The 22,505-nt window shown below is 69.8% G+C and carries 19 protein-coding genes; 7 read left to right on the top strand and 12 right to left on the bottom strand.

Features of this window, described 5'->3' with window-relative positions; all coding sequences use genetic code 11:
* Nucleotides 1–4 precede the first annotated feature (4 nt).
* The 3 genes from Hbl1158_RS13095 to Hbl1158_RS13085 all read left to right on the top strand — a co-directional run bounded on the left by Hbl1158_RS13095 (nucleotide 5) and on the right by Hbl1158_RS13085 (nucleotide 2,253).
* A complete protein-coding gene (locus Hbl1158_RS13095) occupies nucleotides 5–340 on the top strand; it encodes a CTP synthetase (RefSeq protein WP_234297696.1) in 336 nt (111 codons plus the stop codon).
* Nucleotides 341–583: 243 nt separating this feature from the next.
* Entirely contained in the window at nucleotides 584–1,552 is a 969-nt protein-coding gene (locus Hbl1158_RS13090) for a hypothetical protein (protein ID WP_234297695.1), read from the top strand.
* Nucleotides 1,553–1,917: 365 nt separating this feature from the next.
* Complete coding sequence (locus Hbl1158_RS13085; protein ID WP_234297694.1) at nucleotides 1,918–2,253, top strand: cupin domain-containing protein; 336 nt, start codon at nucleotides 1,918–1,920, stop codon at nucleotides 2,251–2,253.
* Between the two features lie 69 nt (nucleotides 2,254–2,322).
* Here the strand turns inward: Hbl1158_RS13085 and Hbl1158_RS13080 are convergent, their stop codons facing one another.
* The 3 genes from Hbl1158_RS13080 to Hbl1158_RS13070 form a co-directional block, all read right to left on the bottom strand.
* Complete coding sequence (locus Hbl1158_RS13080; protein WP_234297693.1) at nucleotides 2,323–2,700, bottom strand: 30S ribosomal protein S8e; 378 nt, start codon at nucleotides 2,698–2,700, stop codon at nucleotides 2,323–2,325.
* Between the two features lie 152 nt (nucleotides 2,701–2,852).
* On the bottom strand, nucleotides 2,853–3,551 hold the full coding sequence (radB, locus tag Hbl1158_RS13075) for a DNA repair and recombination protein RadB (RefSeq protein WP_234297692.1): 699 nt from the start codon (nucleotides 3,549–3,551) through the stop codon (nucleotides 2,853–2,855).
* A 116-nt stretch (nucleotides 3,552–3,667) separates the two neighbouring features.
* Complete coding sequence (locus Hbl1158_RS13070) at nucleotides 3,668–6,148, bottom strand: methyl-accepting chemotaxis protein (RefSeq protein ID WP_234297691.1); 2,481 nt, start codon at nucleotides 6,146–6,148, stop codon at nucleotides 3,668–3,670.
* 165 nt (nucleotides 6,149–6,313) lie between these two features.
* Here Hbl1158_RS13070 and Hbl1158_RS13065 point away from each other — a divergent pair, with 165 nt between their 5' ends.
* On the top strand, nucleotides 6,314–7,051 hold the full coding sequence (locus Hbl1158_RS13065; RefSeq protein WP_234297690.1) for a hypothetical protein: 738 nt from the start codon (nucleotides 6,314–6,316) through the stop codon (nucleotides 7,049–7,051).
* Between the two features lie 22 nt (nucleotides 7,052–7,073).
* Here the strand turns inward: Hbl1158_RS13065 and Hbl1158_RS13060 are convergent, their stop codons facing one another.
* The gene (locus Hbl1158_RS13060) at nucleotides 7,074–7,271 is read right to left on the bottom strand and encodes a hypothetical protein (RefSeq protein WP_234297689.1); all 198 of its coding nucleotides are present in this window, start codon (nucleotides 7,269–7,271) and stop codon (nucleotides 7,074–7,076) included.
* The gene (gene larC / locus Hbl1158_RS13055; protein WP_234297688.1) at nucleotides 7,268–8,704 is read right to left on the bottom strand and encodes a nickel pincer cofactor biosynthesis protein LarC; all 1,437 of its coding nucleotides are present in this window, start codon (nucleotides 8,702–8,704) and stop codon (nucleotides 7,268–7,270) included. The genes Hbl1158_RS13060 and larC overlap by 4 nt, the downstream gene beginning before the upstream one ends.
* 364 nt (nucleotides 8,705–9,068) lie before the next feature.
* Between larC and Hbl1158_RS13050 the strand changes: the two genes are divergently transcribed.
* Together Hbl1158_RS13050 and Hbl1158_RS13045 are read left to right on the top strand one after the other, a co-directional pair.
* Nucleotides 9,069–11,294, top strand: coding sequence for a CDC48 family AAA ATPase (locus Hbl1158_RS13050; RefSeq protein WP_234297687.1), 2,226 nt, complete (start codon nucleotides 9,069–9,071; stop codon nucleotides 11,292–11,294).
* Nucleotides 11,295–11,655: 361 nt separating this feature from the next.
* Entirely contained in the window at nucleotides 11,656–11,868 is a 213-nt protein-coding gene (locus tag Hbl1158_RS13045; RefSeq protein ID WP_234297686.1) for a hypothetical protein, read from the top strand.
* 247 nt (nucleotides 11,869–12,115) lie between these two features.
* Here the strand turns inward: Hbl1158_RS13045 and phoU are convergent, their stop codons facing one another.
* The 5 genes from phoU to Hbl1158_RS13020 all read right to left on the bottom strand — a co-directional run bounded on the left by phoU (nucleotide 12,116) and on the right by Hbl1158_RS13020 (nucleotide 17,796).
* Nucleotides 12,116–12,787, bottom strand: coding sequence for a phosphate signaling complex protein PhoU (gene phoU / locus Hbl1158_RS13040; RefSeq protein ID WP_234297685.1), 672 nt, complete (start codon nucleotides 12,785–12,787; stop codon nucleotides 12,116–12,118).
* Nucleotides 12,788–13,138: 351 nt separating this feature from the next.
* Nucleotides 13,139–13,948, bottom strand: a complete 810-nt coding sequence (gene pstB, locus Hbl1158_RS13035; RefSeq protein ID WP_234299539.1) for a phosphate ABC transporter ATP-binding protein PstB — start codon at nucleotides 13,946–13,948, stop codon at nucleotides 13,139–13,141.
* Between the two features lie 90 nt (nucleotides 13,949–14,038).
* A complete protein-coding gene (gene pstA / locus Hbl1158_RS13030; protein WP_234297684.1) occupies nucleotides 14,039–15,694 on the bottom strand; it encodes a phosphate ABC transporter permease PstA in 1,656 nt (551 codons plus the stop codon).
* A 1-nt stretch (nucleotide 15,695) separates the two neighbouring features.
* Nucleotides 15,696–16,655, bottom strand: a complete 960-nt coding sequence (gene pstC, locus Hbl1158_RS13025) for a phosphate ABC transporter permease subunit PstC (RefSeq protein WP_234297683.1) — start codon at nucleotides 16,653–16,655, stop codon at nucleotides 15,696–15,698.
* 82 nt (nucleotides 16,656–16,737) lie between these two features.
* Complete coding sequence (locus Hbl1158_RS13020) at nucleotides 16,738–17,796, bottom strand: PstS family phosphate ABC transporter substrate-binding protein (RefSeq protein WP_234297682.1); 1,059 nt, start codon at nucleotides 17,794–17,796, stop codon at nucleotides 16,738–16,740.
* A gap of 282 nt (nucleotides 17,797–18,078) precedes the next feature.
* Here Hbl1158_RS13020 and Hbl1158_RS13015 point away from each other — a divergent pair, with 282 nt between their 5' ends.
* Nucleotides 18,079–19,158 (top strand): phosphate uptake regulator PhoU, encoded by a 1,080-nt coding sequence (locus Hbl1158_RS13015; RefSeq protein WP_234297681.1) that lies wholly within the window; start codon nucleotides 18,079–18,081, stop codon nucleotides 19,156–19,158.
* 84 nt (nucleotides 19,159–19,242) lie between these two features.
* Here the strand turns inward: Hbl1158_RS13015 and Hbl1158_RS13010 are convergent, their stop codons facing one another.
* Complete coding sequence (locus Hbl1158_RS13010) at nucleotides 19,243–21,192, bottom strand: molybdopterin biosynthesis protein (RefSeq protein ID WP_234297680.1); 1,950 nt, start codon at nucleotides 21,190–21,192, stop codon at nucleotides 19,243–19,245.
* Complete coding sequence (gene glp / locus Hbl1158_RS13005; RefSeq protein ID WP_234297679.1) at nucleotides 21,189–22,469, bottom strand: gephyrin-like molybdotransferase Glp; 1,281 nt, start codon at nucleotides 22,467–22,469, stop codon at nucleotides 21,189–21,191. Before glp ends, Hbl1158_RS13010 begins: the two co-directional genes overlap by 4 nt.
* Nucleotides 22,470–22,505 lie beyond the last annotated feature (36 nt).

The following is a 22,505-nucleotide window of genomic DNA, read 5'->3' as shown; positions in this document are numbered from 1 at the left end:
GACAATGACTGATCGCTCCGCGGTCGTTGCCGGTCCCGACGACGACGCCCTCGGCGACGAACTCGAGTCGCTCGGCGTGCGCGTCGCCCGCGTCGAGGGGACGGCCACCGCCTCCAGCCTGGAGGCCGCCGGCATCGACGACGCCGCGTTGTACGTGCTGACCGACCACGAGGAGGCGACGAGCGTCGCCGTCGCCAAGGAGCGCAACCCCGACGTTCGCGCGGTGGTGTACGCCGACGGCTCCCTCCCGGAGTACGCGAGGGGTCAGGTCGACCTCGCCGTCGACCCGGCGCTGCTGTCGCCGGACGTGGTCGCCGACGAACTCGTCGACGACCGGTAGCCGACCGCGCGCGCCGACGACCGAACGCGCCCGCGACTCCCCGCTCGTCCTCGTCGCTCCCTCTTCGTCCCCGCTCGTCCTCGTCGCTCCCGCCTCGTCCGCGGTCGACCGCCGTCGAGACCGATCGCCGGACGGATCGAGCTGTTAATCGGACTTAATTCGGGTTTATAGCGCTTCAAACCCGAGAACTCGCGTTCAGCGTGAACTCCCTTCTTTATGTACCCGATCGTTGGCTTGAGCGAGATGAACGCACGAAAACTGCTCGCGGTCGGCATCGCCGCGCTGATGATGAGTGCCGGCGTGAGCGCCGCCGCCACGAGCGTGGGAACCGGGTCGACGATCGCCGCGAGCGACGCGTCAGTCGACGAGTACGACGCGGACGCGTCGCTCGCGAACGGGACTGTGACGCTCACCGTGACCGCGAACGGCAGCGGCGTCGAGGGGCTGTCGGTCGTCCGTGACGGCGAGTCGCTCGGCACGACCGACGCCGACGGCGCGGTCGCGTTCGACGTGAACGCCTCCGACACCGAGGAGGTCGAGCTCGACGTGACCGGCGAGAACGTCACCGGCGAGGTCGAGCTCGCACTCGAGAACGACTCGGTCAGCGTCGAGGAGGCCGAGTTCGAGGCCGAGAGCGACGACGAGACCGACGAGAACGAGACTGACGAGAACGAGACCGAGACCGACCGCCGCGGCCCCCAGATCTCGCTGCCCGACGACGCGTCGGACAACGCGAAGGCCGTCGTGAGCGCGATCAACGCGTACCTCTCGGGCGAGACGAACGCCTCGTCGCTCGGTGAGGCGGTCAGCTCGGTCGCCGGCAACGCCCCCGAGGATGCCGGCCCGCCGGAGAACGCCGGCCCGCCCGCTGACGACGACGGGAACGAGAGCGACGACGACGCCGAGGACCGGCGCGGTCCGCCCGAGGACGCCGGTCCTGATGGCGACGACGACCGGCGCGGTCCGCCCGAGGACGCCGGTCCTGATGGCGACGACGACCGCCGCGGTCCGCCCGAGGACGCCGGTCCTGACGGCGACGACGAGACCGAATCAGACGACGAGGACGACGAGACCGAAGCCGACGACGAGGACGAAGCGGAGGCCGAGGACGACGAGGACGATGACGATGAGGAGGAAGATGACGACGAGGACGATGACGACGATGACGACGACGCTCCCGGCAACGGGAACGGCAACGGCAACGGTCGGTAATCTCCGCTGACGGACGCGGGGACCCGACGCGGGCGCGTCGATCCCTTCGGGGATCGCCGGTCTGCACCCCGCCCGGACGGCCCGGGCGGGTCGGTCGCCGCGACTGACACACGCGACGGGGGCACAGCCCCCGCACCAGGAGAGAGGCACGCGACGGACGGCCACCGCCATCCGGTCCCGCGCCGGGAACGCGGGACGAACCGACGACGATCCGCCCGATCCGCCGGAGCCGCACGGGACTGACACACCCCCGCGCGGCCCGCCGGAGAGGGGAGACGACGGGACGGACTCGAACGGGACGACATCGCGCCGCTCGGGGACGGGCGGCCCACATCGCTTTTGCCGCGACGGCGCGAGGGCCAGATATGGCACTCGACGTGTACGCGGAGGCGCTCGCCGACCTCGACCCCGGAGCGGGCGAGGTCGAGACGGCGGAGTTGGTCGTGACCGACGACGTGCTCGTGAAGCTGTTCGCGCTCGGCCCCGACGCCGAACTCGATCCGCACGAACACCCCGACAGCACGAACGTCTTCCACGTGCTCGCGGGCGAGGTGACCGTCGTCCGCGACGACGAGCGCGAGGCCGTCGCCGCGCCGGGCGTCGTGCGTCACGACCGCGGCGACGTGCACGGGGCGAGAAACGAGACCGACGAGGTCGCGGCGTTCACGGCGAGCCTCTGCCCGCTCCCGGGAAGCGGCTGAGCGGAGCGAGGGCTCGAGAAGCGGTCGCTGTCGACGGCGAGGAACGCGAAGGAAGCCGCGTCGGCGACGTTACTCCTCGATGAGGACGGCGTTGACCTGGCCCGTCTGGCCCGGTCGCGACGTGACGCGCGCCTCGCCCTCGCTGGTGGCGATGACCGCGCCCTTCGTGATGATGTTCCGGCGGACGTAGTTCACGTTCGAGGGGTTCTCGGTGACGTCCTCGATGTCGGCCTCGACGGTCTCCTCGCCGGTGGCGACCTGCGCGACGTTCGTCGAGAGCGCGCGGGTCTTCTCGTTCGTACCGCGCGAGTCGATGACGCGGAACCGGGGCTCGCCGACGGTCGTCTCGGCGGGCTCGCGGCCCAGTTCGTGGCGCTTCTTGGTGCTGGAGGGTCGCCGGAGGCCGCCCGTCCGCTTTCGCTTCCTGCGTCCGCTCTGGTCTTTCATACGGAGAGGAACCCTCGGCGGCTACTTGAATCGCTCGAATCGAACCTCACGGCCCCTCGCGCGGCTCCGAGCCGGATCGACGCGTCGCGTCCAAGCCGAGGGCGACGCGTCGCGGCTGACCCGGGAGCGGTGCGTCGCGAGCGACCCCGCGGCTACGGCTCCTCGGGCGTCGCGTCCTCGACGCCGGCGTCGCCGATGCGGAAGCGGGCGGAGCCGCCGGCGGGCTCCGAGCGGTGTTTCTCCAGCGTCGCCCGCCGGTTGCCGCCGCGAAACCGCTCCAGGCGGAGGACGACGCCCGTCCAGTGCTCGAGGGTGTTGCCCCCGAGCGGGCGGTTGCGGTCCGCCTCCGGGTCGGCGAACACCTGGTTGGTGATCACCACGGCCAGGTCGTGTTTACGCGCCAGCGACAGCAGATGCGTGACCTGGCGGGCGACCTCGCGGACGGACTCGCCGCCGCGGGAGTCCTCGGTCCGCTCCAGCCGGTAGAAGCCGGTCGCGGAGTCGAGCACGACCAGGTCGACGCCGTCGGCGAACTCCTCGGCGTCGCGGACCGCCTCGCCCTGCTCGGCGAAGCTCATCGCCTCCGTGACGACGAGCCTGCTCGCGACCTCGGCGACCGGCTCGTCGGTTCGAGCCGCCACGATGTCCCGAAAGCGCGTCATCGAGAGGTCCTCGGTGTCGATGTAGAGCGCGGAGCCGCCGTCGACGGCGACCTCCGCGGCGGCGGTCAACGCCAGGTTCGTCTTCCCCGACGCCGGCGGACCGTACAACTGGGTGACGACGCCCCGCTCGATGCCGCCGCCGAGCAGGTCGTCCAGCGTCTGACTGCCGGTCGTGAGGGGATCGGACACGGGGGAGCCTGGGGCGGCACCACGCAAAAACCTCCCGAGTGGTCGGCGGCGTCGGCCCGCGGGACAGTCACGTCGGGGATCAGTCGACGACGCGGTCGACTGCCGACTGACGCGGATCAGTCGTCGCCGGAGGCGGAGACATCGGCTGAGCCGTCGCCGGACCGGCGCTCCTGGCCGAACTCGAAGCCGTCGCCGTCGGCCATCGCGACCGCGTCGTCGCCGATCGTGTCGCCATCGGCGGTGTCGCCGGCGGTCGTGTCGCTCGCGGCGTCGCCGATGGTGTCGCCGTCGGCGGCGTCGGGGACGCCCTCGGCGGTCGCAGACGCGCCCGCCGCCTCCGCCTCGTCGTCCGCGACCTCGAAGCCGCTGACCACGGCACGGAGTTCCTCGATGCGCTCGGAGAGCGTCTCGGCCGAGTCGCTCACCTCGGCGACGGCCGCCGACTGCTCCTCGGCGGCGGCGGCCGCCTCGTCGATGTCGTCGCTCGTCTCGGCTCCGATGTCGGCGACCTCGTCGGCCATGGCGACGACCTCCTCGGTGGTGGCGGCCTGGTCGTCGGTCGCCGTGTCGATCGACTCGACGGCGTCGGCGGCGTCGGCGATCCTGTCGTCGACCGTCTCGACGGCGTCGAGGGCGTCCTCGACGACCGCGACGCCGTCCTCGACGGCCGCCTCGGTGGCGTCCATGTCGTCGGCCGCCGACCGCGACGCCTCGCGCAGCGTCTCGATCCGGGCGGCGATCTCGTCGGTCGCGTCGCTCGTCTCCTCCGCGAGCGACTTCACCTCGTTGGCGACGACGGCGAACCCGTCGCCCTCCTCGCCGGCGCGTGCGGCCTCGATCGAGGCGTTGAGCGCGAGCATGTTGGTCTGCTCTGCGATCCCGTCGATGAGGTCGACGACCGCCGTGATCTCCTCGGTCTCGTCGGCGACGCGCTCGACCTCGGCGGCCGTCCGCTCGGTTCGGTCCGCGACGGTCGCGAACGCGTCGAGGGCGTCCCCGGCGGCGTCGCCGGCGTCGCCGGCGCGGTCGGCCGCACGCGCCGACTCCTCGGAGACGTCGGCGGCGGTCGCTGCGATCTCCTCGACGGTCGCCGAGAGGTCGCCCATCTCGCCGGAGACCTCCGCCAGCCGGTCGGCCTGCTCGTCGCTGGCGGTCGCCACGTCGGTCATCGCGCGGCTGACCGAGGCGCTGGCGTCCTCGATCTGGTCCGCGCCGGCGGCGACGGCCGCCGAGCGGTCGTCGGCCTCGTCGGCGAACGCGCGGACGGTCCCGACCGTGTCCTCGAGGTCGTCCACCATCCGGTTGAACGCGCGGGCGATCTCCGCGAGCGCCTCGGCGTCGGCGTCCTCGTCCAGTCTGACCGTGAGGTCGCCGTCGGCACACCGCGCCATCGCGTCGCCGTACTCGCCGGCGCGCCGCTCGAGCGACTCGGCCAGCGCCTCCGCCTCCGCCCGCGCCTCGTCGGCGCGCTCGCGCTCGGCGCGCGCCTGCTCGATCCGCTCGTCGAGGTCGTCGCGCATGTCGCCGAACGCGCCGTACAGCGTTCCGATCTCGTCGATCCGCTCCGTCGAGACGGACACGTCGAGGTCGCCCGAGCCGAGCGCCCGGGCCCGATCGCTGAGGTCGTCGAGGGCGTCGCCGGTCGGCTTGGCGATCAGCACCCCCGCCAGCAGGAACCCGGCGAGCGCAGTCGCCACGAGCAGGAAGATGTTCTGACGGACGCCGTCGGCGACCGCGTACGCGCCGTCGGTCGGGACGTGGACGGCCATCACCCACGACGTGCCCGGGATACGCGCGTACGAGACGACGAGGTCGCGGGCCAGCGCGTCCTCGATCGCCGCCTCCTCGGTGACCACGTCGTTGCCGTCGAGCGCGCGCTGGAACTCCTCGCCGTCGGAACCGAGGTACGACTGCCCGATTGCCTCGTCGTCGTCGGCCATCACCACGACGCCGTCGCGGTCGACCACGCGGACGAACCCGCCCTCGACGGGCGTCTCGAAGCCCTCGGCGATGTGGCTCACGTCGGCGACGAGCACGACCGCGCGGTCGGGCGCGGAGGGGACGGCGGTGACGAAGCCGATCATCGGGCCGTCGTTCGTCCGGTACACCGACGAGGTCGCCGTCCGGTCGGCCGACGCCGGCACCGCCGTCGGGGCCCACGCGAGCGAGGCGCTCGAGAGCGACTCGCCCTCCGCCTCGGAGTCGCTTGAGGCGAGCACCGACCCCGCCTCTGTGTCGATGTAGTGGATGGCGTGTACGTCGCTCGGGAGCGCGCGGAGTTCGGCGACGAACACCTGGTCGAGTCTCGCCTCGTTGCCCTCGCGCACGTCCTGGTACTCCGATATCATCCGAACCGCCGTGCGGCGCTCCCCGAGCCACTCGGAGAGTTCGCCCGCCTCCGACGCCGTCAGCGTCTCCAGGTCGCCCCTGACGTTCTCCTGGAGGTCCGCCGTCGTCGAGGTGACGGTGTACGCGCCGACGGCCCCGGTCGCGAGCACGAGCACGAACAGCACCGTCGCGAACTTGCGAACGATCCCCCGCCTGATGACGTCCGGGACGAGGGTCGCCCCCGCGCTCGACCCCGAGTCGTTCGGCATAGTACCGAAGCCTTCTCGATGGAACGTTTAACCCTATCCGTGCGGATATCAGAGCCGAGAACCGACGCGCGCGTCTCCTATCACGACGGGGTCGACGGTCGCGGGCACGCGGGTGTCGTCCTCGGGCGACACCGTGATGCCGCGGCCGGCCGTAGTCGTCGTCGAGTGATCGTCGTCGTCACGGAGGACTTCGCCCTGTACCACGCCGCGGTCGAGGAGCTACGGGATCGGGGGGCTGCGTTCACGACGCGCGAACCCGGGGCGGACCTCCCCGAACGGACCGAGGTCGTTATCTCGGCCCCGAGCGACCGCCTGTCGGTTCCGGAGCCGGTCGAACACGTCGCCGCGACGCCGGAGGCCGTTCGGGAGGCGGTCGAGACGGCGCTGGGCGGACTCCGCGGAGGCGACGGGCGGACCGTCGTCGGCGTCGACCCCGGCGAGCGACCGGGGATCGCCGTGCTCGCGGGCGACACGGTCGTCGCGGCGTACCACGTTCCGCTCGGAGAGGCGGTGTCGACGGTACTGACGGCGGTCGAGGGCGAACCGGACGCGCTCGTTCGCGTCGGCGACGGGGACCGCCTCCGGAGCGCGCGGATCGTCAACGGGCTGGAGGACGTGGCCGTCGAACTCGTCGACGAGTCGGGGACGACCCCGAGGCTCGGACGGGGTGTCGGGGACAAGGGCGTCTCCGACGTGCTCGCGGCCGTCAACATCGCCCGGATCGAAGGCGATCCCGTGGAGACGCGCGACCTCGACCCCACCGCGGGGGAGATCCAGCGGATCAAAGACGCCTCGCGCGACCGGACCGACGGCGACCGCTCCATCGACGAGGAACTGGCCCGCCGGGTCGCGCTCGGCGAGGTGACGCTCGCGGAGGCCCTCGACGAGCACCGGGAGTCGTAGCGGCGGGCCGCTTTTCGGCCGGTCAGTCGTCGCCGACGAACACCGTCTTCACCCGCGCGCCGCAGGTCGGACAGCACAGCGTCTGCCACGCGTCCGCGTCGAGGTCGCCCATCGTCTCCGTCCGGATCGCCTCGCTCGCGGTGAACTCGGCTCCGCAGTTGTCACAGGCGTACTCGCCGTCCTCGTCCGTCTCCGAACGGTCGGGTCCCCCGTCGCTCATTCGTCGCCGTTCGCCTCGACCGCCAGTCGCTCGCGGACGATGGCCTCGGCGCGCCGCAGGACGTCCCGGACGGGGACGCCGGCCTCGCGGGCGGCGGCCGCGGCGTCGTCGTACTCGGCGCTCACGTCGTACACCGCGCCGTCGGCGTCGCTGGCGACCTTCACCGGCACGTCGTACGACTCCCCGTCCGCGAGGTCGACCGCGGCGGTCTCGAATCGGCGCTGGGCGATCCAGCGGTGGGTCGCACCGCCCTCGCGGACCCCGAGCGTGCCGGTCTCCTCGGCGAGGCGTCGGGCGACGCGGTCGGCGTCCTCGGGCTTGCAGATCACCTTCACGATGTGGCCCGGGCGCGACTTCTTCATCGTCGTCGGCACGACCGACACGTCGCGCGCGCCGGCTTCGGCCAGCGTTTCCTGGAGACCGCCCAGCACCTCCGGAGCGGCGTCGTCGAGATTCGTCTCCAGCACGGTCACGTCGTCGCGGACGAGCCCCGAGCGCTCGGTCTCGCCGACGACCGCTCGGAGGACGTTCGGCCGGTCGGGGAACGTCCACCCGCCCGCGCCGTACCCCGACTCCTCGACACGAAGCGAGGGGAGGCGCTCGACGCCGTCGGCGACGTGTGCGAGGATCGCCGCACCGGTCGGCGTGAGCAGTTCGGCCTCGACGGGGCCGCCCCGCAGCGACCAGTCGGCGCGCTCGGCCACCTCCATCACGGCAGGGGTCGGCACCGGGTAGACGCCGTGGCTGAACTCCACCTCGCCGTCGCCCGTCGCGAGCGGCGTCGTCACCACCCGATCGGCGTCGAGGTCGTCGAACAGCAGGCACGCGCCCACCACGTCCGCGATGGCGTCGTCCGCGCCGACCTCGTGGAAGTGCGTGTCGTCGAGGTCGGTGCCGTGGACCGACGACTCCGCCTCGCCTAATATCTCGAAGACGGCGAGCGCGTCCGCCCGGACCGACGCCGGGAGGGCCATCCCCTCGACCACCTCGACCACTTCGGCGTACGTCCGCTGGGGGCCGTGCCCCTCCGCGCCGTGGCCGTCGTGGGGGTGATCGTGGTCGTGATCGTGTGACTGGTCGTCCTCGTGACTGTGGTCGTGCGGGTGATCGTGGTCGCCGTCGTCGCCGTGGTCGTGAGAGTGTCCACGACCGTGACTGTCCCCGTGATCGTGGTCGTCGTCGCGGTCGGTAGCCTGGTCGGTGTCGTCGCGGGCGGCGTCCGCGTCGTCGCGGGCGGCGTCGGCCTCGGCGTGACGGACCCGCGCGCGGACGCTCTCGATCCCGGTTCGGTCGACCGACTCGAACTCGTATCGGACGGGCAGCGCGTCCTCGACGGGTGCGAGGGCGTCGGGGTCGCCCCCGGCGGCGACGAGCGCCCCGAGGATCATGTCGCCGGCCGCACCCATCCGGCCGTCGAAGGCGATGGTTCGCATGGCTCGTCGATCGGCGCGCGCCGACAAGTCCCTACCGCACCGGCGACGACGCGACCGCAACCACAACGCCACCGCGACCGCAACGCCACCGCGACCGCAACGCCACCGCGACCGCAACACCACCGCCACCGCCACGGCGACGACCGCCGGCGCGGACCGGCGTCGTCGCCGGTGTCTCGCGTCGTCATCGTCGCCGTCGCCGGTGGTGTTTTCAGGACGGACCTCGTATCGTGAGACAGTCTAGCACGTCCCGCGTCGGGTCGGCCACAATCGCGTTCTCGCGTTGTGACACCACGGCGCGCAACGGAGGGCTTAACCACCGTCCGAACGGACGGACCGCACACGATCACCCCGCCACCACATCATGAATGAAGTCCAACTCGAAGTCGCGAAGGCGTACCCGAACGACTCCGGGAGAGGGATCGCCCGCCTCGACCCGGACACGCTGCTACACCTGAAGCTCTCCCCCGGCGACATCATCGAGATCGAGGGAGCCGAGACCACAGCCGCGAAGGTGTGGCGCGCCGACCGGCAGGACTGGAACACCGACACCGTCCGCATCGACGGCTTCACCCGCCAGAACGCGGACGTGGGGATCGGCGAGCGCGTCACGATCCGCAAGGCCGAGGCGAAGAAGGCCGAGTCGCTGACGCTGGCCCCGCCCGAGGAGGCGTCGGTGCAGTTCGGCTCCGACGCCGCCGGTATGGTGAAACGACAGATCCTCAAGCGCCCGGTCGTCGAGCGCGACATCGTCCCCGTGATGTCCTCCACGAACCACCCGTTCATGCGCTCGCCCGGGCAGGCGATCCCGCTGATCGCCGTCGACACCGAACCCGACGGCGTCTGTCTCATCACCGAGGACACCGACGTGGAACTGCGCGAGGAGCCGATCTCCGGGTTCGAAAAGACCGGCGGCGGCATCACCTACGAGGACATCGGCGGGCTCCAACAGGAGATCCAGCGCGTCCGCGAGATGGTCGAACTGCCGATGAAACACCCCCAGATATTCAAGAAACTGGGGATCGAGCCGCCCCAGGGCGTGCTCCTGCACGGTCCGCCCGGCACGGGGAAGACGCTGCTCGCGAAGGCGGTCGCCAACGAGACCAGCGCGTCGTTCTTCTCGATCGCGGGGCCGGAGATCATCTCGAAGTACTACGGAGAGTCCGAACAGCAGTTACGAGAGATCTTCGAGGACGCGAAAGACGACTCCCCGTCGATCATCTTCATCGACGAGTTGGACTCCATCGCGCCCAAGCGCGAGGACGTGACCGGCGAGGTCGAGCGCCGCGTCGTCGCCCAACTGCTGACGATGATGGACGGACTGGAGACGCGCGGGCAGGTGATCGTCATCGGCGCGACCAACCGCGTCGACTCGGTCGACCCCGCGCTCCGGCGTCCCGGCCGCTTCGACCGCGAGATCGAGATCGGCGTCCCCGACGAGGTCGGCCGCAAGGAGATCCTCCAGATCCACACCCGCGGTATGCCGCTGTCGGACGACGTGGACCTGGACCGCCTCGCCGACGAGACGCACGGCTTCGTCGGCGCGGACATCGAGAGCCTGACGAAGGAGGCGGCGATGAAGGCGCTCAGGCGCTACCTGCCTGAGATCGACCTCGACGAGGAGGACATCCCGCCGAGCCTCATCGACCGGATGATCGTCAAGCGCGACGACTTCCACGGGGCGCTTGCGGATGTGGAGCCGTCCGCGATGCGGGAGGTGCTCGTCGAGCTCCCGAAGATCACCTGGGAGGACGTCGGGGGCCTCGAGGACGCCCAACAGCAGGTGAAAGAAGCCGTCGAGTGGCCCCTCACCACCCCGGAGAAGTTCGAACGGATGGGCATCGAATCGCCCAAGGGCGTGCTGTTGTACGGCCCGCCCGGCACGGGGAAGACGCTGATGGCGAAGGCCGTCGCCAACGAGACGAACGCGAACTTCATCTCCGTGCGCGGCCCGCAGCTGCTGTCGAAGTGGGTCGGCGAGTCCGAGAAGGCGATCCGGCAGACGTTCCGGAAGGCGCGGCAGGTCGCCCCGACCGTGATCTTCTTCGACGAGCTCGACAGCCTCGCACCCAGCCGGGGGCAGGAGATGGGGAACAACGTCTCCGAGCGCGTCGTCAACCAACTGCTCACCGAGCTCGACGGGCTGGAGGAGATGGGCAACGTGATGGTTATCGGCGCGACGAACCGGCCGGACATGATCGACCCGGCGCTCATCCGCTCGGGCCGGTTCGACCGGCTCGTGATGATCGGCCAGCCCGACGAGGAGGGGCGCGAGCAGATCCTCAAGATCCACACCGACGACACGCCCCTAAGCGCCGACGTGAGCCTCCGGGAACTCGCCGAGCGCACCGACGGCTACGTCGGCTCCGACCTGGAGTCGATCGCCCGCGAGGCGGCCATCCAGGCGCTGCGCGAGGACGGCGAGGCCGAGGACGTGAACATGCGCCACTTCGAGCAGGCGATGGAGTCGGTCCGGCCGACCATCTCCGACGAGATCATGAACTACTACGCCGACATCGAAGAGCAGTTCAAGGGCGGCGGCACCGACAGCCTCCGCACCGACCGGGGCGGAAGAATCGGCTTCCAATAGAACCTCTTTTAGTGGGGGCATGTCCTCGCGGGCGGCTTCGCCGCCCGTGGTTCGAGAGACGGCGGAGCCGTCTCTCGTCATCACGAGAGGCGCGAAGCGCCTCTCGAACGACTGCGGCCAGACCCCCACTAAAACCCGTTCATGCCAAAATGGCCGCTCGCTCGGCCTTCGGCCTCGCTCACGGAACAATCGCTAGAGCGAACCGCAACCGCAGGCGGTCATCTAATTGTGTTCCCGAGAATAGTCGTAGAATTCTATTTCGGGGGGTCACAGATGAAATAACTGCTCGATGACGCTGCAAATCTTGTAAACACACTCTCGCAGCGTGAGTATTATCATACCGTGTTGCGGACGAACAGCAATGGTTGAGTTGGCTTATGTACTCATTGTCGGCGCTATCGCTATTCAGATACCGATAGGGATCTTGATGTATTTCGACGCAAAGCGGCTTACTCTGAAGAATCCGGAGAAGTACTGGTTAGGAGTAATAGTACCTGCTGCAGGGTTCATCGTTATTCTATATTACTTCTCAGAGCGGAAGAACCTCCCAAAGAAGGGAACAGATGATTCATAGTGCATCACCTGTCGATAGCAGGATATCCTGGATATCTCGCTGACCGCTTCAGCTTGTAGAACGGCTCCAAGTAGAACGACTCGTAGGTCGGGACTGCCGAAATAGCATCCGTGAGCGAAGCGAGCGGTTCACCGGACCCGACCGGAGGGAGGGTCCGGCCTTTTGGCATGAACGGGTTTTCGCCGAGCGGTTCCCGCAGCGCTCGCCTCTGGCGAGCGCGAGGAAACCCGAGGCGAAGAGAGGTTCGTTAGTAGATAAGCTCGTCGTCGTTCTCGACCATGTACAGCGTCCGGGCGGCGATGTTGACCGCGTGGTCGCCGACGCGTTCGAGGTCGCGGATCGTGAGCAGGAGCCGCGACACGTCCGTCATCATGTCGTCGATGTCCGCCTCCGTGACGCCCTCGCGTTCGAGCAGTTCGCGGACGACGGCGCTGGAGGCGTCCTCACAGAGGGCGTCAACGTCGTCGTCGGCGTCGGCGACGCCGTAGCACGCCTCGGTGTCCTCCTCGGCGTAGGCGGTCATGGCGTCGTCGAGCATCTCCAGGGTCGCCTCCCCGATGCGCTGTACGTCCACGTCGGGGAACACGTCGCGCTCGGCTTGGAGGGCGTACTCCCCGAGGTTGGTGGCGAGGTCGCCGATGCGTTCGAGGTCGGTGATGATCTTGAACGACGCCGCGATGAATCGGAGGTCGCCCGCGACCGGTTGCTGGAGCGCCAGCAGGTCGACGCAGTCCTGTTCGAGTTCGAGGTACAACTCGTTCACCTCGGCGTCCTCCTCGATGACGCGCCGGGCGAGTTCGTCGTCTTTCACGTCGAGGGCGTCCATGCCCATGCGGAGCCGCTCGGCGACGATCTCGCTCATGTAGAGCACGTCCTCGCGGAGCTCCACGAGGCGTTCCTGATACTGCTTTCTCGGCATGTCGAGATATTCCCCCGCGCCGGCGTGTAAACCTTCGGCTTCCGCGGGAGATAGCGGTCCGATCCCGTACGGAACGCTCCGGAGCGTTCACGAGCGTTCGAAAACGCTCGCGAAGCGTCGGCGGCGACGACGGGGAGAGAACGACGGCGAAAACGGGAACCGAGAACCGCGACAGCGGCGACGACGATACGGTACGAACCGCGGCGGCGACGACGATACGGTACGAACCGCGGCGGCGACGACGATACGGTACGAACCGCGGCGGCGACGACGGACGAGAACGGCAACGGGGTCGACCGATCGGGCCGCGTCGACGCGGCCGAGCGGGAGCGACAGCGAGCGCGCGAGGCGTTACCCGAACTTGCCGGTGATGTAGTCCTCGACGCGCTGGGAGTCGGGATTCTCGAATATCTTGTCGGTGTCGTCGAACTCGACCAGTTCGCCGCCGGTGAGGAACACCGCCGTCTTATCGGAGATGCGGGCCGCCTGCTGCATGTTGTGGGTGACGATGACGACCGTGTACTCCTCGGCGAGGTCGTCGATGAGGTCCTCGATCTTCGAGGTCGCCACCGGGTCCAGCGCGGATGCCGGCTCGTCCATCAGGATCACCTCGGGGTCCGGGGCGATGGCGCGAGCGATGCAGAGGCGCTGCTGTTGCCCGCCCGAGAGGTCGAGCCCCGAGGAGTCGAGTTGGTCCTTCACCTCGTCCCACAGCGCCGCCCGCTTGAGCGACTCCTCGACGATCTGGTCGTAGTCGCCGGCCTTGTCCTGGATCTCCAGCCCGTACGCGACGTTCTCGTAGATCGACTTGGGGAACGGGTTCGGTTTCTGGAACACCATGCCGACGCGCCGACGGAGCGCGACCGGGTCCACGTCGGGGTCGTACACGTTCTTCCCGCGGAGGAAGAGGTCGCCCTCGACCCGCGCGGCGTCGATCATGTCGTTCATCCGATTTATGCACCGGAGAAACGTCGATTTGCCACAGCCCGACGGACCGATCATCGCGGTGACGCGGTTCTCGGGGATCTCCATCGTGATGTCGTTGAGCGCGCGGTCGTCGTTGTAGTAGACGCTCACGTCGCGGGCCTCGACGAGCGTGTCGGCCGCACGTGCGTGATCGGTGTCGGTCACGCTCTCGCTGACGTCCGTCTGTATCGACATCTCCGTCGACGGGTCGCTCGTCGTCGCCTCCCCGCCGTCGGGCTCGATTCCGTCGTCGGTCGGTCCGTGTCCGTCAGTCATGATTGGAAGTTACTGCTCACTCTGATACCTGTTTCGCAGGACGATCGCCACGGAGTTCATCGCCAGCAGGACGCTCACCAGCACGACGACGCCCGCGGGCACCGCCTTGGTGTAGAAGTCCTCGCTGGCGAACAGGCTCGACCACGCGAACACCTGCAGGGGCATGGCGCTCACCTTCGAGGTGAACTCCGTCGGCAGCGAGAACAGGACGCTGGGCGCGCCGATCATGATGAGCGGCGCGGTCTCGCCGATCGCCCGACCGAGCGCGAGGATCGTCCCCGTGAGGATCCCCGGGAACGCCCGCGGAAGCACGACGCGGCGGACCGTCTGCCACTTCGTCGCGCCCATCCCGTAAGAGGCCTGTCGCATCTCGTTGGGGACGCTTCGGATCGCCTCCCGCGAGGAGATGATGACGATCGGGAGGATGAGCAGCGCCAGCGTCGCGCCGCCGATGATCACCGTTCCGGTCGGCTGGCCCAGATAGGTGACGAACACGCCCAGTCCGAGCAGGCCGTAGACGACCGAGGGAACGCCCGCGAGGTTGGAGATGTTCACGTCGATGATCCGGGTGAACACGTTGTCCGGGGCGTACTCCTCGAGGTACACCGCCGCCCCGACGCCCAGCGGGAACGACAGCCCGGCCACCGTCACCATCAGCAGGATCGACCCGCCGATCGCGGGGTACAGCCCGGCGTTCTCCGCGGTGCGGCTGTGGGCGCTCGTGAGGAACTGCCAGTCGACCCACGACTGGGGGCCGGCGAACCCGAACGCGCCGACGAGGATCTCGCCGACGAGCGCGCCGCCGATCACCACGAGGGGAACGAGCAGGCCGACCCGCACGGTTGGACGGTCGACCGCCGTGCCGACCGCGTACGCGACCGTCGGGACGACCGAGACGGACGCGAGGACGACCGCAGGCAGCGGGTCCAGCCCGACGGCCGGGCCGGCGAGGGCGGCGACGACGATCCCGGCGAAGGCCGCCCCGCCGCTCAGGAGGCCGGCCCGTCGGTCGCGGATCCCGACGACGTACCAGCCGACGGCCCCGGCGACGCCGAGCCCGAGCGTCGCCGTCACGGACATCCAGTCCAGCGGAACGAACGGGGCCGACTGAACCAGTCCCGGAACGCCGGGGACGACCCGCGGGATACCGAGCGCCGACCCGATCGGTCCGGGCAGGCCGAACAGCGAGAGGTAAAACGCCGCGGTCGTGGCGGCCGCCCGGGTGAGAAACGGGATCCGTCGCGCGCGACGCTGGATGGCCAGCACGACGCCGAACGGGACCGCGAACGCGACGACGTACGCCAGCCAGAGGAGCGGGGGGAGGATGTCGACGAAGATCATCGCCGCCCCGCCGCCGAACATGAGCGTCACGACGAACGTTCCGACGGTCAACGCGCCGTAGCCGAGCGCGTCGGCGTCGCGTCGATAGAGGTACGCGCCGACACCGAGCGTCGGAACCACGAGCGTGAGGAGGAAGGTCAGGTGCCACCCGGGGTCGGCCGTGAGCGGCTGGATCGCGTCGTTGGCGACGTACACGAGCAGGACGCCGAGCACGACCAGCCCGAACAGCGTCGCCGCCAGCATGACGTACCGAAAGACGGTGCCGACGGTTCTGCTGACCGTACCGAATCCCTCGATATCGCCGGTTGCGGTGTCGGTGGCCATCTCAGTACTCCTCGCGGTACCGCTGTGCGATCAGGTCGCTGATGACGTTCATGGCGAGCGTGATGAGAAACAGCGTCAGGCCGATGGCGAAGAGGCTCCGATAGGCGAGCCCCCCGCCAGTAATGTCACCCAGCAGGAGTTGGACCATCGCCGCGGTCATGGGGAGCGCCCCCTCCTGGTAGGCGGTCGGGTCCAGGGGGTTGAGGAACGCCGCCTGCGACCCGGCGGCGATGGTGACGGCCATCGTCTCGCCGATGGCCCGCGAGAGCGCGAGGATGAACGACGAGAAGATGCCCGACAGCGCCGCCGGGACGACGATGCCGGTCGACACGTCGAACTTGGTCGCGCCCATCCCGTAGCCGGCCTGCCGAAGTTCGTCCGGGACGGCCGACATGGCGTCCTCGCTGATCGACGCGACCATCGGGATGATCATGATGCCGACGACGATACTCGCCGAGAGGAGGTTGAACGTGCCGGTCTCCGGGAGCACCGTCCGGATGGCGGGCGTGATGTAGATGAGCGCGAAGAAGCCGTAGACGACCGTCGGAATCCCCGCGAGCACCTCGAGTGCGGGCTTGAGGAACGCGCGGCGGCGGGGGGCGGCGTACTCGCTGAGGTAGATCGCCGTCGACACGCCCAGCGGGATCGCGATGACCGCCGAGCCGATGGTGATCATCAGCGTCGCGGACACGAGCGCGAGCACGCCGAACTCCCCGCTGTTGATCTGCCAGGTAGTGCCCGTCAGGAAGTCGACCAGCGACGCCGTCTGCCCCTCGATGCCCATCAACGGGGCGGTGATCGAGAAGAACTTCGCGGCCTCGGTCACCAGGAGAACGACGATACTCACCGTCGTCACGATCGAGAGCACCGCACACACGAAGAAGAACGACCGCGTCAGTAGTTCCGCGGGCGCGTTCTGCGTGTCCCGGGTGAGGTCGTCCACGATGTCGTCGGTGCTCATTCGAGTTGGGGGTGGGATGGGGGAGTGAAAATTTCTCCGTTCTCAGCTCCGTCGAACGGGTGACACGAGAGGCGAGCGCCGATCAGGAGTTCGCTTCCTCGATGGCTGCCTCGAGGGTGTCCATCTGCTCGGACTGTTGCTCGTCGGTGAGGGGGACGTAGCCGACGTCCTCGGCGACGACCTCCTCGTTCGTCGTGTTCTCGACGAAGTAGCGGGCGAACTCGGCGATGTGGTCCTCCGCCAGCGCCGACTGCTTCGGGTAGGTGAACAGCGGCCGCGACAGCGGGGTGTACTCGCCCGTCCGCGCGTTCTCCAGCGAGGGCTCGACGGGACCGTCGCCGTCGTCGATGGCGACCGCCTTCACCGCGTCGGTGTTCGCGCTGTAGTAGGCGAACCCGAGGTAGCCGACGGCGTACTGCGACCCCTGAACGCCCTGGACGATGGTGCGGTCCTGCTCGGTCGCGGAGTAGTCCTGGCGGTGGCCCGGACCCTCCTCGCCGATGATCGACTCGATGAAGTAATCGTACGTCCCGGAGGCGTCCGAGGGGCCGTACAGTTCGATCTCCTCGTCGGGCCAGTCGGAGTTGACCTCGCTCCACGTCTCGGGCTGTGTCTCGGCGGACCACAGCGTCCGAAGCTCCTCGACGGTCATCGAGTCGAGGAAGTCGGCCTCGTTGTTAACGATGACCGTCAGCGCGTCGGTCGCGACCGTCAGCTCGACCGGCACCACGTCGTTGTCGGCGCACGCCTCCTCCTCGTCGGGCGCGATCGGCCGCGAGGCGTTGTTGAAGTCCGTCTCGCCGGGGCAGAAGAAGTTCGCGAACCCGCCGCCGGAGCCCGTCGACTGGATGTTGATGTTGACCTCGGAGTGCTCCTCCTGGAACGTCTCTCCGAACGCCGTCGCAAGCGGGAACACCGTCGAGGATCCCGCGATGTTGATAGTGCCCGAGAGCTGCTCGGAGCCGCCGTCCGATCCGCCGTCCGACCCCCCGTCGGAACCGCCGTCCGATCCACCGTTCGACCCGCCGTCGGAACCGCCCGAGTCCGGATTGCTCGTACAGCCGGCGAGGCCGAGGACGCCGGCAGTTCCCGCAGCAGTCACGAACGCACGCCGCGTCGCGGAGTCGGATTGATCTGCCATCACCAGTTCGAAGCCGCGAGGGACGTAAGTACCCTACTATGAGAAATATATAGATATAGTGTGAGAACGTGTGATCCGGGTCCATCGCGCTGCCGAACTGGTGAATATGCGACCTAAACGGCGAATATCAGCGTATTTGGGCCGATCTCTGAACCAAGTAGCCTACATACTGATCTAAAACAGCGCGTTCTGCCCCGTTCTATCGCCAGAATTTAGACCAGATCGCTTCGAGTATATAGACCGTCGGTGGGTTTAATGTGCGGACGGTCCGAGCACACGACGATGGTCGAGACACGGAAGGTCCAGGTGACGGGTGGGTCGACGTACACGGTGTCGATTCCGAAGGACTGGGCCACCGACAACGGCGTGAGCGCCGGCACCGAGATCGAGTTCTATCCGGAGGGAGACTCCCTGTTTCTCACCCCCACGAGCGAGGACGAGCGCACCGAGGGGACGCTCGACATCGGCGATCTCTCCGGCGATCAGCTCACGCGCGCGGTGATGACGATGTACGTGTCGGGCTTCGACATCATCGCGCTGGAGGCTCCCCGGATCACGAACGACCAGCGCCGGAGCATCCGCAACTCCGTCCAGAGCCTCGTGGGCCTGGAGGTGCTCGAGGAGACCCGCGATCGGGTCGTCATCCGCGACCTGCTCGACTCGGCGGAGCTGTCGATCCACAACGCGGTGACGCGCATGCGGCTCATCGCCGTCTCGATGCTGGAGGACGCGGTCGACGCCCTCGCCGCCGGCGACGAGGACATGGCCCGGGACGTGATTCAGCGCGACGACGACGCGGACCGCCTGTACATGGTCGTCTCGCGGATCTTTCGGTCGACGCTTCGGACCCCGAAGGCCGCCAAGGACATCGGCCTCTCCCGCGAGGAGTGCTTCGACTACCACTCCAGCGCCCGACAGCTCGAACGGGTCGCCGACCACGCGACGAAGATCGCCCATCTGACTCTGGAGCTGTACGCGAGCGAAAATATCGGCGAGGAGACCGACGAGGACGGCGAGGCCGCCGTCGAGTCGGCCACCGCCGACGGGGGGTCGGAGGCGCTCCCGACGGAACTGGTGGAGGCGTTACGCGAACTCGACGAGGACGCCCGCAGCGTCGTCGATCAGGCGATGGAGGCGCTGTTGGCCGAGGACAGCGCCGAGGCGACGCGGCTGGCGAACGAGGCTCGAGGCGCTGTGCTGGGCGTGGACCAGCGCGCCCGCGAGATCGACGAACTCCTCAGGGAACTGGACCCCGCCCGCGCGCAACTGCTCGGGCTCATCGTCGACTCCGTCTCCCGCTCGGCCGACTACGGCGGCAACATCGCCGAGACCGCCCTCCAGAAGGCCGCACCGACGCCGTAGCGGCCGTCGGAGTCCGGACTCCGGGCCCCGAACCCGTCGATCGACGGCGCTGCGTTCCCGACGGGGTCGCCCGACGGCGGCCCCTCAGCGCCCGTAGCCGGCGAGCGCGTCGAACACGTCGTCGCCGCCGGCGACGGCCTCGCGCAGTCGCGCCACGCCCGGCTTGTCGGCGCGTGCGGGGTTCGCGTGGATCGCCACGGGTTGGGTGCCGAGCGGAACGAAGCCGGTGTCCAGTCGCTCGGCGGTCGCTCGCAGGCCCAGCCCCGCGTCCGCATCGCCCGCGAGCACGCGCCGCGCGGGCGACTCGTGGGCTCTGACCGCCCGGTCGAAGCCGTCGACGGCGTCGGTCACCTCGCGACGGCTGGTCCCGCGCTCGTCCGCCAGGTCCGCGAGCGCGGTCGCGAGCGTGGTTCGCAGCCCGGAGTTCGAGTCGCGGTTGACGAACCGGAGGTCCCGGTCCACCAGGTCCGCCAGCCCGGTCACGTCGTCGGGATTCCCGGCGGGGACGATCAGCCCCCACTCGCGGGTCCACTCGCCGATCGGCTCGGCCGTGACCGGCTCGCCGTCGGCGGTCGGGTCCGGCGCGGCCACGGGGTCGCGACCGGGCTCGCCGGCGACGACGGCGGCGTCCGGGACGCCGTCGCGGAGGCGGCGCAGTCCCTCGCGGGACCCGACCGGGAGGTACCGGGGTCTGTCGACCCGGTCGAGCAGCCGCGAGAGCGCGGGGTCGTCCTCGCCGACGGCCAGCAGCGTCGGCGCGCGCACGTCCGGGGAGAACAGCTCCACCTCGACGGACTCGCCGGCCGCGAGGTACTCGGTGTCCGGGTCGACGACGACGACGCCGTCGGCCTCGACGAGGCTGGTGGTCGCGCCCGACCCCTTGTCGACGGGGTACACGAGCGTCCGACCGCTGCCGTCGTCGAGCAGCCCCGCGGGCATGAGCCGCATCCGTCCCTCCGAGTAGCGCTCGGCCGCGGCCATCAGCCCGGTCGCCGTCGCCGTCGCCGGCACGGGCTCGCCGGCCGCCTCCCGCACGGCGGGCGCGACGAAGGTGCGGAAGATGGTCAGCGCCGACACCGGGTAGCCGGGGAGGCCGACGTACGCCGAGTCGCCCACTCGGCCCACGAGCATCGGCTTGCCGGGCTTGACGGAGACGCCGTGAAGCAGGAGGTCGCCGCGCTCTTCGATCACGCGGTAGATCACGTCGACCGCGGAGGCGGAGGTCGACCCCGACGAGAGCACGAGGTCGCACTCCTCGCTGGCCTCGACGAGCAGGCGCTCCATCTCGTCGTAGTCGTCGCCGGCGTGGGGGTACAGCCGCGCCTCGCCGCCGGCCTCCTCGACGCCCGCGGCGATGGTGTAGCTGTTCACGTCGTAGATCTGTCCGCGCTCGCTGTGGAGGTCGCCGCCGGGGCGGACAAGTTCGTCCCCGGTGGAGACGATCCCGACCGTGGGGCGGCCGCGGACGGGCACCTCGTCGACGCCAAGCGCCGACAGCAGGCCGATCTCGCGGGGCGTGAGCCGCGTACCGGGGCCGAGCGCCCGGTCGCCGGCGGCCACGTCCGCGCCCGCGAACATCACGTGGTCGCCGGGGGCGACTGAGGTTCGGATCTCGATCGCGTCGGCGGCGGTCCCCTCGCCGCCCGCGTCCGTCAGTTCGGTCGTGCGCTCGACCATCACCACGGCGTCCGCGCCGTCGGGCATCACAGCGCCCGTCGATATCTCCGCGCAGGTGCCGGGTTCGACAGTCACGTCCGGTTCGGCCCCGGCGTGGACCGCGCCGATCAGTTCGAGGGTCGCGGGATCGGCCTCGTCCGCGCCGAAGGTGTCGCGGGCGCGGACCGCGTAGCCGTCCATCGACGCGCGGTCGAACCCCGGCACGTCGAGGTCGGCGTCGACCCGCTCGGCGAGCACCCGGCCGCGCGCCTCCCGCAACGGCACGGCCTCCGGTTCGGGCGCGAGATCGAGGCCTGCGATCGCCTCGTGCGCCTCCTCGGGCTCGGCGAGGTCGCGGAACTCCCGGCGGTCGCTCATTCGTTCACCTCCCACAGCTGCGCGTCGACGACCTCGCCGGCGTCGAGCCCCTCTCGCGACTCGGGGACGACGACCCAGCCGTCCGCCAGCGCGACCGACGAGAGCATCCCCGACCCGGAGGCGCGCGTCGGGGTGGCCTCCGTTCCATCGGTCTCCTCGCCCTCCGAGAGCGTCACTCGCGCGAACGTCCGCACGCCCGGCTCGGAGGACACCTTCCGCGTCAGCGTCGCCCGCCGCGTCGGGTGCGACTCGTGCGGGAGCGAGCCGATCTCCCGGATCACGGGACGGAGGAACTGGACGGCGTTGACGATGCACGCGACCGGGTAGCCCGGGAGCATGACGACGGGCGTCTCCTCGACGACCCCGAGCGCGACGGGGTGGCCCGGCTTCAGGGCGACGCCGTGGACGAGCACCTCGCCGATCTCGTCGACGACCTCGGGGATGAGGTCGCGCTCGCCCACGGAGGAGCCGCCGGTGGTGACGATCGCGTCGTGGTCGAGGTCGCGCTCGACGGCCCCGCGGAGGGCGTCCTCGTCGTCGGTGACGATCTCGCGGTACGTCGCATCGGCCCCCCAGCGCTCGGCGAGTCGGGAGACGGTGAGCCCGTTCGTCTCGATGACCTCGCCGGGCTCGGGGTCCGCCTGTACCAGCTCCTCGCCCGTCGGAATCACCGAGACTCGCGGGCGCTCGGCCACCTCGACCTCGTCCATTCCGACGGACTTCAAGAGGCCGAGATCCGAGGGGCGCAGGCGGTGTGGCGGCTCGTACAGCGTCTGCCCCTCCGCGACGTCCTCGCCGGTGGGGCCGACGTTCTCGCCCTCGGCGACGGCGTCGAACACCTCGACCTCCGAGCCGCCCTCGTCTCGCGGGTCGGCCCCCTCTCCGCTCGACCCCGTCGTGCCGCTCTGCGGCACGCGCTCGGCCTCCTCGATCATCACCACGGCGTCCGCGCCGGGCGGCAGTTCGCTCCCGGTGTGGACGCGGACGGCCCCCTCGGGAGGTACCTCGTCGTCCTCGGCGACGAGCACCGACGGCGACCGGCTCGACGCCCCGAACGTGTCCTCGGCGCGGACGGCCCACCCGTCCATCGCCGCGCGGTCGTAGCCGGGCACCGGCGTCGGCGACTCGACGGTTCCGGCGACGGCCCGGCCGTCGGCCGCAGACAGCGGGATCGTCTCGGTGCGGCCGTGCGGGGCGGCCGCCGACAACAGTCGCTCGCGCGCGTCGGCGATCCGGGTCCGGTCCTTGAACCCCGCGCGTGTGCGGTCGTGACTCATATGGTGACGTTGCGGCTCCGCGGTAAAAAGAGCGGC

Source organism: Halobaculum sp. CBA1158 (genome assembly GCF_021431925.1).
Lineage (GTDB): Archaea > Halobacteriota > Halobacteria > Halobacteriales > Haloferacaceae > Halobaculum.
This window is presented reverse-complemented; position numbering and strand designations above follow the sequence as displayed.